This window comes from Nitrobacter winogradskyi Nb-255, from assembly GCF_000012725.1.
Taxonomy (GTDB): Bacteria; Pseudomonadota; Alphaproteobacteria; order Rhizobiales; family Xanthobacteraceae; genus Nitrobacter; species Nitrobacter winogradskyi.
The window spans coordinates 1,477,455-1,491,833 of record NC_007406.1 but is presented as its reverse complement, the minus strand read 5'-3'; the positions used below and the strand labels follow the sequence as shown (position 1 = coordinate 1,491,833).

At 61.0% G+C, this 14,379-nt stretch carries 9 protein-coding genes; 3 read left to right on the top strand and 6 right to left on the bottom strand.

The genetic code is table 11. From position 1 onward, the window contains the following. Positions 1-150: 150 nt before the first annotated feature. The gene (locus NWI_RS07025) at positions 151-1,269 is read right to left on the bottom strand and encodes a GNAT family N-acetyltransferase (protein WP_011314634.1); all 1,119 of its coding nucleotides are present in this window, start codon (positions 1,267-1,269) and stop codon (positions 151-153) included. Positions 1,270-1,436: 167 nt separating this feature from the next. Here NWI_RS07025 and NWI_RS18215 point away from each other — a divergent pair, with 167 nt between their 5' ends. Genes NWI_RS18215 through NWI_RS18205 form a run of 3 tightly spaced genes read left to right on the top strand, consistent with a single transcriptional unit; the run spans position 1,437 to position 2,509 of the window. Further along, the gene (locus NWI_RS18215) at positions 1,437-1,661 is read left to right on the top strand and encodes an FAD-dependent monooxygenase (protein WP_244374999.1); all 225 of its coding nucleotides are present in this window, start codon (positions 1,437-1,439) and stop codon (positions 1,659-1,661) included. Positions 1,662-1,712: 51 nt separating this feature from the next. Beyond that, positions 1,713-2,006: a hypothetical protein gene (locus NWI_RS18210; RefSeq protein WP_011314632.1), complete on the top strand. Its 294-nt coding sequence runs from the start codon at positions 1,713-1,715 to the stop codon at positions 2,004-2,006. Between the two features lie 29 nt (positions 2,007-2,035). Continuing rightward, positions 2,036-2,509 carry a hypothetical protein gene (locus NWI_RS18205; RefSeq protein ID WP_011314631.1) on the top strand — a complete coding sequence of 158 codons (474 nt, stop codon included), beginning with the start codon at positions 2,036-2,038 and terminating at the stop codon, positions 2,507-2,509. 427 nt (positions 2,510-2,936) lie between these two features. On the opposite strand, the gene rpoC is transcribed toward NWI_RS18205, so the two are convergent. The 5 genes from rpoC to rplA form a co-directional block, all read right to left on the bottom strand. Beyond that, complete coding sequence (gene rpoC, locus NWI_RS07015) at positions 2,937-7,136, bottom strand: DNA-directed RNA polymerase subunit beta' (RefSeq protein ID WP_011314630.1); 4,200 nt, start codon at positions 7,134-7,136, stop codon at positions 2,937-2,939. 158 nt (positions 7,137-7,294) lie between these two features. Then, entirely contained in the window at positions 7,295-11,437 is a 4,143-nt protein-coding gene (gene rpoB, locus NWI_RS07010) for a DNA-directed RNA polymerase subunit beta (protein ID WP_011314629.1), read from the bottom strand. Between the two features lie 592 nt (positions 11,438-12,029). Continuing rightward, positions 12,030-12,407 (bottom strand): 50S ribosomal protein L7/L12, encoded by a 378-nt coding sequence (gene rplL / locus NWI_RS07005; RefSeq protein ID WP_011314628.1) that lies wholly within the window; start codon positions 12,405-12,407, stop codon positions 12,030-12,032. Positions 12,408-12,461: 54 nt separating this feature from the next. Further along, a complete protein-coding gene (gene rplJ, locus NWI_RS07000; protein WP_011314627.1) occupies positions 12,462-12,980 on the bottom strand; it encodes a 50S ribosomal protein L10 in 519 nt (172 codons plus the stop codon). Positions 12,981-13,684: 704 nt separating this feature from the next. After that, a complete protein-coding gene (gene rplA, locus NWI_RS06995; protein ID WP_011314626.1) occupies positions 13,685-14,377 on the bottom strand; it encodes a 50S ribosomal protein L1 in 693 nt (230 codons plus the stop codon). Between the last annotated feature and the right edge of the window lie 2 nt (positions 14,378-14,379).

Here is a 14,379-nt window from a genome sequence, read left to right as displayed (position 1 = left end):
CACCGGTTCTTGCGGTAAGTCAAAACCGGCGGTCGCAGTGTCGCCCTTTGCGTAGCCAAAGGCAAGCCACACCGGATCGACGGCTCCGACCTGCAGGCTCCATTTCCCGACCGCGCTGTTGAAGCAGGCCAAAGACAGTGCGTCACAAGCTTACTTTCTTGCTTTGGGGCTGGCGGGAACTGACCAGCTCCGAACCTGGTCGCGAAACCAGCGAAGCTGTTCATAGCCCCGTTGGCGGGCGGCCTCCAGCGAGAAGGCCAGGGATCGATCCCGCCCGACATTGACCAGCAGATCGGCCATCCTCCGTCGTCCCACCCAGAGTTGAGCCATGAAGCTTCCTTCGTAGGAGCAGGAATTGACCGCCTCGATATCTGCGGAGGTCAGCAGATCGTCCGTGATCCTGTCGATCAGCAGCATGCCGGGCGAGTATTTCGCGTAGTCGGGATCGAAGGCCGTTTTCCACGTATAGGCCGTGGCGCCGCAGTACATCAGCACCTGTGCGGCGATGGCGCGCCCATCAACACGAAGCAAGGCAACCGAAGCATCGCCACGTTCGGCCAGCGCGGCAATCATCTTCCTGGCGAACGCCGCGTCCGCGGGCCTGCATAACAAAGCCGTGCCACGCGCTCCTTTCCAGCCTGCGGCTTCCAGTTCCAGAAACGTCTCGAAAGCCTCTCTGGTATCCGGAGCGCGGAGATTGACGATATCGACACTGCCTGCGGCGGAGAGCCGGTTCCAATCCTGCCGCAGCTTCTTCCGGGTCGAGCCCGACCGTTTCACGCCAGCATCAGGAGTAGCGAAAGGACGCGTGCTGTCGGACATCCTGAGGCAGGCGCAACCCTGCTCGTTCAGCGTCTCGATGAGTGTTGCGAAGCTCTCTTCCTCGGCATCAAGCGATTTCAGGCTGATCACCTTGGGCAGCGAGCGACTGTCACGGATCGCCGATAGAAAGCCTGGAATGACGTCGCGAACGAAAGCCGGGTCGACGACGGGACTTGAAAGAAAGGCATAGTTGTAGGGCAATGCTTCAAGCACCAAGGGCCACATCGGCGAAATTTTGCGGACTTGAAAAGCCCAGATACCGACCAGCTTCTTGAATCCGGCGCCGTCATTCCACGCCAGCAGAACACGGACGTCCGCAAACCCGCTCTCGTTCGCGGCCGACAGGACCACCGGATTCATGAATACGTTTGAAGACGCCCGCCGAACGAGATCGTCCCATGGCGCCGCCAGGTCCGGTGTTGGTGGGCAAATGTTTACTGAAATCATCAAACGCCTCGGATCATCCTCGGCGATCCACCCCGTGGGAATACTGACCTTCCCCCTGTTTCTTTTTGGTTAAGCCACACCCGGTCGAACCGGTCGCCCTTCTGGCACCTTCAAGGTTTGTTGGTTTTTGCGGCGCATTGATTAACCTGGCTAACAAGGGCGGATCCATGCGCTACACCAACATTGCGATTGTTGGCGGCGGATTGGCCGGTTCAACGGCAGCCGCGATGCTGGGCCGCGCAGGTGTTCCTGCGATCTTGATGGATCCGCACACAACGTATTTACCCGACCTGCGCTGCGAAAAGCTCAGTGGCACTCAGATTCGGCGACTGCGCAACACGGGTCTCGACAAGCAGATACTGCAAGCGACGACCCTCGACGGCGAGGTGTAGGAAGCGCGGTTTGGTTTCGTTGTCGTAAAAAAGCCCAGCGATCAGCACGGCGTGATGTACGACACTCGGGTCAATGCCATGCGCACGCAGATTCCATCCAGCATCGAGAGCTTTTATACCAAGGTCACCGAAGTAGCGACGAGTGACGAACGTCAGCGCGTGGTGCTGGCGAGTGGCGAAGAAATTTCGGCGCGCCTGATTGTGCTCGCTAACGGGCTCAGCATCAGCCTGCGTCATTTCCTCGGACTTGGGCGACGTGTCATCAGCGAGTGTCATTCAGTGACGCTCGGCTTTGACGTTGAGCCGATCGATCGCCCGGTGTTGCCCTTCCCTTCCCTGCCCTGACCTATTGGCCAAAGTGGTCGAGCGATCGCATGGCCTACCTGACGCTATTTCCGATCGGTAACACCATGCGAGCCAACTTGATGGTCTATCGGTCGATGAACGACATCTGGTTTCACGAGTTTCGTGAGAATCCCGAAGCGGCGATGAGCGCGATGATGCCCGGCCTCGACCGCATAACCGGCGGCTTCAAGGTAAGTGGACAGATCAAAATCCGGCCAGCCGATTTGTACGTCACGGAAAATCATCGGCAGGCCGGGGTCGTGGTCATCGGCGACGCATTTGCGACCTCGTGCCCGGCTGCGGGCACCGGCACAGACAAGGTGTTTACGGACGTTGAGCGGCTTTGCAACCACCACATCCCGCACTGGCTCGCCACCGAAGGCATGGACCGCGCCAAGATCAAGATGTTCTACGATGACCCCGTCAAAATGGAATGCGACGCATGGTCGGCAGCGAAAGCCTGGCATCTTCGTTCGCTCTCGCTCGACAACGGCCCGACGTGACGCGCACGCCGGTGGGCGCGATTTATCGTCAGGCTGGCCGAGGGGCTGATACGATCGGCGAGAAAATCCACGACACCGCCGCCAACATTGCCGCCGCCCCCGCAATCACCCGAAGGCAGGTTGGCATAACGTAGGCACGACCGGCTTCCCGTAAAACCTCAGCGCGCAAACCTGACAATCGGTATTCCTCGCGCACCACGCCTTATAGCGTTTTCGAGCGAAGTGGATGCCGGTTCGCGTGAAGAAAACGCGTCAAAACAATAATCTGGAGCTCGCTTCTGATTCCATCAGAAGCGAAAGTGCTCAAGCCCGGCACAGCCAGCGGAGCGGTTTCAAGAAGCGCAAAGGGACCGTTGTCTGAAGCGGCGCACAACGTAAGAAAGGCCGGCTTGCGCCGGCCCTTCTTTCAACTCAGATCAGCCGATTTCTACTCCGCCGGCGGAAGCGCCAACGGTTCGGCTTCGGGAGCGGACGGCACGATCGCCGCCTGTTTCTCGCGCTCGTCGAGAATCAACCTGTCGCGCTTGACCGCGACTTCACGGATCTTGGCCATCGACGCGCCGGTGCCCGCTGGAATGAGTCGACCGACGATGACGTTTTCCTTCAGGCCCTCCAACGGGTCCACCTTGCCGTTGACCGCGGCCTCGGTGAGCACACGCGTGGTCTCCTGGAACGACGCCGCCGAGAAGAACGAGCGGGTCTGCAGGCTGGCCTTGGTGATGCCGAGAAGAACCGGCGTTCCCGTGGCGATCTTCTTGCCTTCTTCCTGAGCCTTGAGGTTGAGCCGGTCGAACTCGATCTTGTCGATCTGCTCGCCCGAGATCATGTCGGTCTCGCCCTGATCGATAATCTCGACCTTCTGAAGCATTTGACGAACAATCACCTCGATGTGCTTGTCGTTGATGAGCACGCCCTGCAAGCGATAGACTTCCTGGATCTCGTTGACCAGATAGGCGGCGAGTTCTTCGATGCCCTTGATCGCCAGGATGTCGTGCGGCGCGGGATTGCCATCGACGATAAAGTCACCCTTCTCGACGATATCGCCATCCTGCAGATGGATATGCTTGCCCTTCGGAATGAGGTACTCGCGGGTCTCCTCTTCCTGGTCAACCGGCTCTATCGAGATGCGGCGCTTGTTCTTGTAATCGCGACCGAACCGGATGGTGCCGGCGATTTCCGCGATAATTGCCGCGTCCTTCGGCCGGCGTGCCTCGAACAGTTCGGCCACTCGCGGTAGACCACCGGTGATGTCGCGGGTCTTCGCGCTCTCGGTCGAGATACGCGCCAGGATATCGCCAGGCTTCACCTTGGCGCCGACATCGACCGACAGAATAGCGTCGACCGACAGCATGTAGCGGGCGTCGCCGCCACGGGGAAGCTTCAGCACCTTGCCGTCCTTGCCCTTGATCACGATAGCCGGGCGCAGATCCGCTCCGCCGCGCGTACCACGCCAGTCGATCACGATGCGCTTGGCGATACCGGTGGATTCATCGAGCGTCTCGGAGATCGACTGACCTTCGATCAGATCTTCGAATCCGATGGTGCCTTCAAGCTCCGTCAGAACCGGCCGGGTATAGGGATCCCACTCGGCGATACGCTGGCCGCGCTTGACCATGTCGCCCTCGTCGACGTGCATGCGCGCGCCGTACTGAATACGGTGAGTTGCGCGTTCGGTGCCGTCCGCATCGACAACGGCGACCACCATGTTGCGCACCATCGCAACCAGATGACCTTCGCCGTTTCTTGCGATCGCCTTGTTCCTGATCGTGATCTTGCCGTCGAAGTTCGACTCGATCACCGACTGCTCGTTGATCTGCGCGGCGCCGCCGATATGGAACGTGCGCATCGTGAGCTGCGTGCCGGGCTCACCGATCGACTGCGCCGCGATGACGCCGACCGCCTCTCCGTGATTTACGGGCGTGCCGCGGGCCAGATCACGGCCGTAGCACTTGCCGCAGATGCCGTTGATCAGTTCGCAGGTCAAAGCCGAGCGGATCTTGACCTCCTGGATGCCAGCCTTCGAGATCTGATCGACATGGCTTTCTTCCATCAAGGTATTGCGCTCAATCAGCACCTCGTTGCTCGCGGGATTACGGATGTCTTCGCAGGCCGTGCGGCCCAGGATGCGCGATCCCAGCGACGCCACCACCGTGCCGGCATCGACGATGGCGCGCATCTTGATGCCGAGCTTCGTGCCGCAGTCATCCTGGGTGATGATGCAATCCTGCGCGACGTCGACCAGGCGGCGGGTCAGATAGCCCGAGTTCGCCGTCTTCAACGCGGTGTCCGCGAGACCCTTGCGGGCGCCATGGGTCGAGTTGAAGTATTCAAGAACCGACAGCCCCTCCTTGAAGTTGGAGATGATCGGCGTCTCGATGATCTCGCCCGACGGCTTCGCCATCAGGCCGCGCATACCGGCGAGCTGACGCATCTGGGCGGGCGAGCCTCGCGCGCCGGAATGCGCCATCATGTAGATCGAGTTGATCTGGGCCTCGATGCCCTTGGCGTCCTTCTTGGTCGAAGAAATTTCCTTCATCATCTCCTTGGCGATTTCTTCCGTCGCCTTGGACCATGCGTCAACGACCTTGTTGTATTTCTCGCCATGCGTGATCAGGCCGTCGTTGTACTGCTGCTCGAAATCCTTCGCCAGCGCGCGCGTGGTGTCGACGATCTTCCACTTCCCATGGGGGACGACCATGTCGTCCTTGCCGAAGGAGATGCCGGCCTTGAACGCGTTGTAGAAGCCGAGCGCCATGATCCGGTCGCAGAAGATCACGGTCTCCTTCTGACCGCAGTGACGATAGACCTGGTCGATCACGCCGGAGATTTCACGCTTGGTCATCAGCTTGTTGATGGCGTCAAACGATATCTTCTGCGACTTCGGCAGCACCTGGCCGAGCATGACGCGGCCTGCGGTCGTGTCGATCAGACGCTTGATCGGCTCACCATTCTCGTCGGTCTGATCCCAGCGATACTTGATGCTGGTGTGAAGATGGATGACACCCGAATGCAGCGCGTGTTCCAGCTCGGCCATATCGCCGAACACCTTGCCCTCGCCGGGCAAGCCCTCACGCATGATCGAAAGATAATAAAGACCGAGCACGATGTCCTGGCTGGGGACGATGATCGGCTGACCGTTCGCAGGGTGCAGGATGTTGTTGGTCGACATCATCAGCACACGCGCTTCCAATTGCGCCTCAAGCGAAAGCGGAACGTGCACGGCCATCTGGTCGCCGTCGAAGTCGGCGTTAAAGGCGGCGCAAACCAGCGGATGAAGCTGAATCGCCTTGCCCTCGATCAGGGTCGGCTCGAACGCCTGAATACCGAGCCTATGCAGCGTCGGCGCGCGGTTCAGCAGCACCGGATGTTCGCGAATGACCTCATCGAGAATGTCCCAGACCTCGGGACGCTCCTTTTCGACGAGTTTTTTGGCCTGCTTCACCGTCGTGGACAGCCCCTTGGCATCAAGCCGCGAATAGATGAACGGCTTGAACAGCTCCAGCGCCATCTTCTTCGGCAGGCCGCACTGGTGCAGCTTCAGTTCGGGACCGACGACGATGACGGAGCGGCCGGAATAATCGACGCGCTTGCCGAGCAGGTTCTGGCGGAAGCGTCCCTGCTTGCCCTTCAGCATGTCGGCGAGCGACTTCAGCGGGCGCTTGTTCGCGCCGGTGATGACGCGGCCGCGCCGGCCGTTGTCGAACAGCGCATCGACCGCTTCCTGAAGCATTCGCTTTTCGTTGCGGATGATGATGTCGGGCGCGCGCAGCTCCATCAGCCGCTTCAGGCGGTTGTTGCGGTTGATGACGCGGCGGTACAGGTCATTGAGGTCGGACGTGGCGAAGCGGCCGCCATCGAGCGGCACCAGTGGGCGCAGATCCGGCGGGATGACCGGCACCACGGTGAGAATCATCCACTCCGGCTTGTTACCGGAAAAGCGGAAGGCTTCGACGATCTTCAGGCGCTTGGCGAGCTTCTTGTGCTTGATGTCGGACTCGGTCGCCTGCATCTCCGCGCGGAGTTCGGCCTCCAGCCTTTCGAGTTCGAGCCCTTTCAGCAGTTCCCGGATCGCTTCGGCGCCGATCATGGCGGTGAAGCTGTCCTGGCCGTACTCGTCCTGCGCGCGAAGGTACTCCTCTTCCGACAGCAGCTGACGGTCCTTGAGCGCGGTGAGGCCAGGCTCCAGAACGACGTAGTATTCGAAATAGAGAATGCGCTCGAGATCCTTCAGCGTCATGTCGAGCAGAAGGCCGATGCGGGAAGGCAGCGACTTCAGGAACCATATGTGGGCGACGGGCGCGGCCAGCTCGATATGACCCATGCGCTCGCGGCGCACGCGAGACAGCGTCACCTCGACCGAGCACTTCTCGCAGATGATCCCCTTGTACTTCATCCGCTTGTACTTGCCGCACAGGCACTCGTAATCCTTGATCGGCCCGAAGATGCGCGCGCAGAACAGGCCGTCACGCTCCGGCTTGAACGTGCGGTAGTTGATCGTTTCCGGCTTCTTGATCTCGCCGTAGGACCACGACAAAATTTTCTCCGGCGACGCGATCGAAATCCGGATCTGGTCGAAGACCTGGGCCGGAGTCGTCGGATTGAATAAATTCATTACTTCTTGGTTCATGGTCTTCTCCTCGACGGCCGCGTCCCGGATGCTGCGCAGCGCGCCCGCTGCGCTGCCGATCCGGAACCTCAACGGTCCGCGGAATTCATTGCGGTCCCGGTTCCGCGACGCCTCGCTGCGTGATGCGTCGCGCCAGGAAAACAAGCATTCTCAAACTGCTACTCGGCTGCTTCGGATGTCGGCATCATGTCGCCGATCTTGGAGTTATGCAGATCGACATTCAGGCCCAGTGAGCGCATTTCCTTGACCAGCACGTTGAACGATTCCGGAATGCCCGCCTCGAAGGTGTCGTCGCCGCGCACGATCGCCTCATAGACCTTGGTGCGGCCCGCGACGTCGTCCGACTTCACCGTCAGCATTTCCTGGAGCGTGTAAGCCGCACCGTAAGCCTCGAGCGCCCACACCTCCATTTCGCCGAAACGCTGGCCGCCGAACTGCGCCTTGCCGCCCAGCGGCTGCTGGGTGACGAGCGAGTAAGGTCCAATCGAGCGCGCGTGGATCTTGTCATCGACAAGGTGGTGCAGCTTGAGCATGTAGATGTAGCCCACCGTGACCTTGCGATCGAACGGGTCGCCGGTCCGCCCGTCATACACCGTCGACTGGCCTGACTTGTCCATGCCCGCAAGTTCGAGCATCTGCTCGATATCGGCTTCCTTGGCGCCATCGAACACCGGCGTCGCGATCGGAACGCCGCGTCTCAAATTGCGGCCGAGCTCGACAAGCTCATGATCCTCAAGCGACTTGATGGTCTCGTTGTCGCCGTAGACCTTCTTCAGGGTTTCTTTCAGCGGCTTGGTTTCCTGCTTCGCGCTCGCGAGGTAGGCGTCGACGGCCTGCCCGATCCGCCTGCCAAGGCCGGCACATGCCCAGCCGAGGTGGGTTTCGAGAATCTGACCGACGTTCATGCGCGAGGGCACGCCGAGCGGGTTGAGAACGATGTCGGCGTGGGTGCCATCCTCAAGGAACGGCATATCCTCGATCGGAACGATCTTCGAAACCACGCCCTTGTTGCCATGACGGCCAGCCATCTTGTCGCCCGGCTGGATCTTGCGCTTCACGGCGACGAAGACCTTGACCATCTTCATCACGCCCGGCGGCAACTCGTCGCCGCGCTGCAGCTTTTCAACCTTGTCGAGGAAGCGCTGCTCGAGGCCCTTCTTCGACTCGTCGTACTGCTTGCGCATGGCCTCTATCTCGGCCATCAGCTTGTCGTTCGGCGATGCGAACAGCCACCACTGCGACTTCGGGTACTCATCAAGCACCGCCCTGGTGATCTTGGTATCCTTCTTGAAGCCCTTCGGACCGGCAATGCCCTGGCGGTTTTCGAGCAGATCGGCGAGACGGCCGTAGACGTTGCGGTCGAGAATCGCCTGCTCGTCGTCGCGATCCTTGGCGAGACGCTCGATCTCCTCCCGCTCGATCGCCAGCGCACGCTCGTCCTTGTCGACGCCGTGACGGTTAAAGACGCGGACTTCGACGATGGTGCCCTGCACGCCCGGAGGCACGCGCAGACTGGTGTCGCGAACGTCGGAAGCCTTCTCGCCGAAGATCGCGCGCAACAGCTTTTCTTCCGGAGTCATCGGGCTTTCGCCCTTCGGCGTGATCTTGCCGACGAGGATGTCGCCCGCGCGGACCTCGGCGCCGATGTAGACGATGCCGGCTTCGTCGAGGCTCTTCAGCGCCTCTTCCGAAACGTTCGGAATGTCGCGCGTGATTTCCTCAGGGCCCAGCTTGGTGTCACGGGCCATCACTTCGAATTCCTCGATATGGATCGAGGTGAAAACATCTTCCTTGACGATCCGCTCCGAGAGCAGGATCGAGTCTTCGAAGTTGTAGCCGTTCCACGGCATGAACGCGACCAGCACGTTGCGGCCGAGCGCGAGTTCGCCGAGATCGGTGGACGGGCCGTCCGCGATGATGTCGCCCTTCCTGACGATATCGCCGACCTTCACCAGCGGACGCTGGTTGATGCAGGTCGACTGGTTCGAGCGCTGGTACTTCATGAGGCGATAGATATCGACGCCGGACTTGGTCGGATCGAGATCTTCCGTCGCGCGGATGACGACGCGGGTGGCGTCGATCTGGTCGATCACGCCGGAGCGGCGGGCGGCGATCGCCGCGCCCGAGTCGCGCGCGACCACGCCTTCCATGCCGGTGCCGACGAACGGCGCCTCGGCGCGCACCAGCGGCACCGCCTGTCGCTGCATGTTCGAGCCCATCAGCGCGCGGTTGGCGTCGTCATTCTCCAGGAACGGGATCAAAGCCGCCGCGACCGAGACGAGCTGCTTGGGCGACACGTCCATGAAGTCGACCTTGTCCGGCGTCACCGGCAGCACCTCGCCGGCATGACGGCAGACCACGAGATCCTCGGTGAAGCGGCCACGGGCGTCGAGCGGCAGGTTGGCCTGCGCGACGTGATAGCGCCCTTCCTCCATCGCGGAGAGATAGACCACCTCGTCGGTGACGCGGCCGTCCTTCACCTTGCGGTACGGCGTCTCGACGAAACCGTATTTGTTGACGCGCGCGAACGTCGCGAGCGAGTTGATGAGGCCGATGTTCGGGCCTTCCGGCGTCTCGATCGGACAGATGCGGCCGTAGTGGGTCGGATGCACGTCGCGCACCTCGAAGCCTGCGCGTTCGCGCGTCAGGCCGCCCGGCCCAAGCGCCGACAGGCGGCGCTTGTGGGTGATCTCCGAAAGCGGGTTGGTCTGATCCATGAACTGCGAGAGTTGCGACGACCCGAAGAACTCGCGCACCGCGGCAGCCGCGGGCTTCGCGTTAATCAGATCCTGCGGCATCACGGTGTCGATGTCGACGGAGGACATCCGCTCCTTGATGGCCCGCTCCATGCGCAACAGACCGACGCGGTACTGGTTTTCCATCAGTTCGCCGACCGAGCGCACGCGCCGATTGCCGAGGTGGTCGATGTCGTCGATCTCTCCCTTGCCGTCGCGCAGGTCGACCAGCGTCTTGATGACCGCAAGGATGTCCTCCTTGCGGAGCGTGCGATAGGTGTCCGGCGCATCGAGGTCGAGGCGCATGTTCATCTTGACGCGGCCGACAGCGGACAGGTCGTAGCGCTCGGCATCGAAGAACAGCGACTGGAACATGTTTTGCGCCGACTCCAGCGTCGGCGGCTCGCCCGGACGCATCACCCGGTAGATGTCGAACAGCGCGTCCTCGCGCGTCATGTTCTTGTCGGCGGCCAGCGTGTTGCGAATGTAGGGGCCGACATTGACGTGGTCGATGTCGAGCAGCGGCAGCTCCTTGTACCCCTCCTCGTTGAGCGCCTTCAGCGACTTCTCGGTAATCTCCTCGCCGGCTTCGGCATAGATCTCGCCGGTCTTCGGATTGACGAGGTCTTCGGCCAGATACATGCCGACGAGTTCCTCGTCGCTCATGCGCAGCGCCTTCAGCCCCTTCTCCTGAAGCTGGCGCGCGGCGCGAACCGTCAATTTCTTGCCGGCCTCGAGCACGACCTTGCCGGTGTCAGCGTCGATCAGGTCGTTCAGCGTCGAGTAGCCGCGGAAACGGACCGGATCATAGGGCACGCGCCAGCCGTCCGAACCACCGCCGGACTTCGCGCGCTTGTAGATGATCTTCTTGTAGAACGTGCTGAGGATTTCCTCGCCGTCGAGGCCGAGGGCGAACATCAGCGACGTCACCGGAATCTTGCGGCGACGGTCGATGCGCGCGAACACGATGTCCTTGGCGTCGAACTCGATGTCGAGCCACGACCCGCGATACGGAATCACGCGCGCGGCGAACAGCAGCTTGCCTGACGAATGAGTCTTGCCCTTGTCGTGATCGAAGAACACGCCAGGCGAACGATGCATCTGCGAGACGATGACGCGCTCGGTGCCGTTGACGACGAAGGTGCCGTTCATCGTCATGAGCGGAATGTCGCCCATGTAGACGTCCTGCTCCTTGATGTCCTTCACGGACTTCGCGCCGGTCTCCTCGTCGATATCGAATACGATCAGGCGCAGCGTCACCTTCAGCGGAGCGGCATAGGTCATGCCGCGCTGGCGGCATTCGTCGACATCGTATTTCGGAGCCTCGAACTCATAGCGCACGAATTCGAGTTGCGAAGCGCCGGAGAAGTCGTTGATCGGAAACACTGATTTGAAAACCGCCTGCAAACCCTCGTCCAGGCGGCCGCCTTCCGGCTCGTCAACCATCAAAAACTGATCGTAGGAGGCTTTCTGCACCTCGATCAGGTTCGGCATCTCCGCGACTTCACGGATATGTCCAAAGAACTTGCGAACCCGCTTGCGACCGGTGAACGTCTGCTGCACCATCGTGGCCTCTCATGTCGTCGCCCGTGAGGGCGAACCTTCCGAAGCGCGATCGGCATCGCCCCCGGGGATGAATCTCGGAACGCTCTTGAGAGCGGAACGCAAATATCAGGACTTCAATCCTGATCAGGAACGCAGGGCTCGCAGAACGCAAAACGACGCGCGGGGCGCATGGCTACACCCCGCTCGTCAAAATCATAACCAGGCGGACCAAAAAGCCCGAAATTGCTGCTCTCCCAACAGCTTATGGGAGAACGCCGCCGTTCCCGCATCCGCTGCGCTTTTCGTGCTGCCATCCCGATATGAGATGGCAATCGTGGAGATTCGAGGGGTAATACTCCTGAATTCCCACACTTTTCTGTGTACAACCAACTTTCTGTGTACAACCAGTAAAATAACGACCTCAGGCCGCACCCGGCGAGCGCGATGGAATCGCGCCCGCCAGGGATATACCGCTCATATCACCCGCCTCATGTCCGGCTTCGCCTGCCTCGCCTGAGGCTTGAGCCAGTGATTCCACTTGACATGGCAATCTTCGGCTCTCACCCTGGCGCGCTAAGATCGAAGTCTCAATGACTCAGGTAACCTCCCACGGTTACTTGAGTTCAACCTTGCCGCCAGCCTTCTCAAGCTGGGCCTTGATCTTCTCGGCCTCGTCCTTGGCAACGCCTTCCTTGACCGGCTTCGGCGCACCTTCGACCAGATCCTTGGCTTCCTTGAGGCCGAGCCCGGTGATGGCGCGAACTTCCTTGATGACCTCGATCTTCTTGTCGCCCGCGGCTGCGAGCACGACAGTGAACTCGGTCTTCTCTTCGGCGGCCGGAGCGCCACCGCCGGCGCCCGGCGCAGCCGCAACAGCCACGGCGGCGGCGGCCGACACGCCCCACTTCTCCTCGAGCAGCTTCGCCAGTTCGGCAGCCTCGAGCACGGTCAGCGCCGAGAGGTCGTCAACAATCTTCTGCAGATCAGCCATCGATATATTCCTTTAACGTATTCGGTTCGAACCAGATTTGACTTGCGAAGGGCCCTACGCCGCTTCGTCCTTTGAGGCATAGGCCTGGACAACGCGCGCGAGCTTGGCCGCGGGCGCCGTCGAGAGCTGGGCGATCTTGGTCGCCGGCGCGACCAGAAGGCCGACCAGCTTGCCGCGCAGTTCGTCGAGTGACGGCAGCGAGGCGAGAGCCTTCACCCCGTTCACGTCCAGGACGGTTTTGCCCATCGAGCCGCCGAGCACGACGAAGTTCTCGTTCGTCTTGGCGAATTCGACGGCCACCTTCGGCGCCGCCACCGGATCGCTGGAAGTCGCGATCACGGTCGGCCCCTTCAAAAGGGAGCCGATGGCAACGACGTCCGTGCCTTCGAGAGCGATCTTGGCGAGACGGTTCTTCGAGACCTTCACCGAGGCGCCCGCCTGCTTCATCTGCTTGCGCAGGGTCTGCATTTGAGCCACGGTGAGACCGGAATAATGAGCAACGATCGCGACGCCCGTCGTCCTGAAAGTCTCGTTGAGCTGTTCGACCGCTTCTTTTTTTGCCGCTCGTTCCACAGCAAGCTCTTTCCATGTGGTGGCTTTGCCAAGGCTAAGGACGCCCAAGGCAAGGACACCGGGGTTACACCCGTCGACCCGTTCCACCAGATCCCAAGACAACAGTCTCGGGACACACGAGACGTGACGACATTCAGTAGCCTGCCCTCCCGGCTCCCACGGCCTGACAGCCATTTGGCACCGGGGTCGAGGTTCGAACCCAATCCGCTGCTTTCCGCTCACGGCGGCGAAAAGCGAAATCCGGTTTTCACCCGTCTATGCAGGCCATATGATTAAGCCATTGAACAAACACTCGTTTGTCGCCGGCGCCTGCAGTCTCGGACAGGACGGGATCACCAATACCATTCCCGGAAATAATCCCAGGAACGGTCCGAAGACCCCCGTTCGCACCAACCCAGCAAACTGGCTCCCCGCCCTCCCGAACCATGCGAAATGGCCATGGGAAGGTACAAGGTTCTCCTGTCTCGTTGGGTTTTGGAAAACGAACGCGAACGCGCGAACAGAAGCCCACGCGTCCGGAGCGCGGTGTTTAACCAATCTTCGCCGCGTTGCCAAGCCCTAAATCATGCAATTTTCCGGCCAGCTTCGAAGAACGCGCCTCACACCTGACTAACACCGACAAGAATCGACTTCACCGCGCGATCAAAACGTCAAAACGGGCCCGGAAACTCCGAACCCGCTTCGATCGTCTCATTCACCCGATCTCAGCCGAGCACGGTTCCCGGCTCAACCTTGACGCCCGGGCCCATGGTGGAGGACACCGCGATACGCTGGACGTAGGTACCCTTGGCTCCGGCCGGCTTGGCCTTCGCCACCGCGTCCGCCAACGCCTTGACGTTCTCGACCAGTTTCTCCGCGGAGAAAGAGGCCTTGCCGATCCCGGCCTGCACGATACCCGCCTTCTCGACACGGAATTCGACCGATCCGCCTTTGGCGCCCTTCACGGCGCCGGCGACATCCATCGTCACGGTACCGATTTTCGGATTCGGCATCATGCCGCGCGGGCCCAACACCTTGCCGAGGCGGCCGACCAGCGGCATCATGTCCGGCGTGGCGATGCAACGATCGAATGCGATCGTACCGCCCTGCACGGTCTCGACAAGATCTTCCGCGCCCACCACATCCGCGCCGGCGGCCTTGGCTTCCTCGGCCTTGGCGCCACGCGCGAACACACCGACGCGCAGCGTGCGGCCAGTGCCGTTCGGCAGCGTGACGACGCCGCGCACCATCTGGTCGGCGTGACGCGGATCGACGCCGAGATTCATCGCGATCTCGATCGTCTCATCAAACTTCGATGTGGCACGCTCCTTAACCATCCTGATCGCATCCGCGATTGGATAAAGCTTATTTCTGTCAATGCCCTCACGGGATTTCTTCAAACGCTTTCCGGTTGCCATGG